The organism is Desertibacillus haloalkaliphilus (assembly GCF_019039105.1).
In the GTDB taxonomy this organism is placed as follows: Bacteria; Bacillota; Bacilli; order Bacillales; family KJ1-10-99; genus Desertibacillus; species Desertibacillus haloalkaliphilus.
On sequence record NZ_JAHPIV010000089.1, the window covers coordinates 1 to 465 of the forward strand.

The 465-nt window shown below is 47.3% G+C and carries 1 protein-coding gene; it reads right to left on the reverse strand.

Annotation, left to right across the window (positions count from 1 at the left end; genetic code table 11):
* A partial coding sequence (locus KH400_RS29665) for a hypothetical protein (protein ID WP_217227965.1) occupies positions 1-444 on the reverse strand: 444 nt, incomplete at its 3' end.
* Positions 445-465 lie beyond the last annotated feature (21 nt).

Sequence of the window (465 nt, forward strand, 5' to 3'; positions counted from 1 at the left end):
TCCCTCCTTCCCCTCTTTTTCTCCTCCTTTCTTCCTTTTTCCCTCTCCTTCCTCCCCTTTTTTTTTTCTTCTTTTTCTCCTTCTTTCCCTTCCTTTTCTCCTCCCTTTTTCCCCTCCCCTTTTCCCCTTCTTCTTTCTTTTTCTCTCTCCCTCTCTTTTCCCCTTTCTTTCCTTCTTCCCCCCCCTCTTTCTCTTCCCTCTCCTTTCTCTTCTCCCCCTCTCCCTCTTCCTCCTCCTCTCCTCTTTTCCCTCTCTCTCTTCCTCTTTTCTCTTCCTTTTTCTTTCCCCCCCCTTTCCTCCCTTCCCTCCCCTCCTCTTTTTTTTTCCCCCCCCTCTCCTCCTCCTCCTCTCCTTCCTTCTCCCTTTTTTTCTTTTCTCCCTCTTCCTTTCCTCTTTCTTCCCTTCCTTCCTCACTTTCTCCTTTCCTTCTTCCTTTTCTTTCATCCTTTTTCCTTTTCCTTTCTT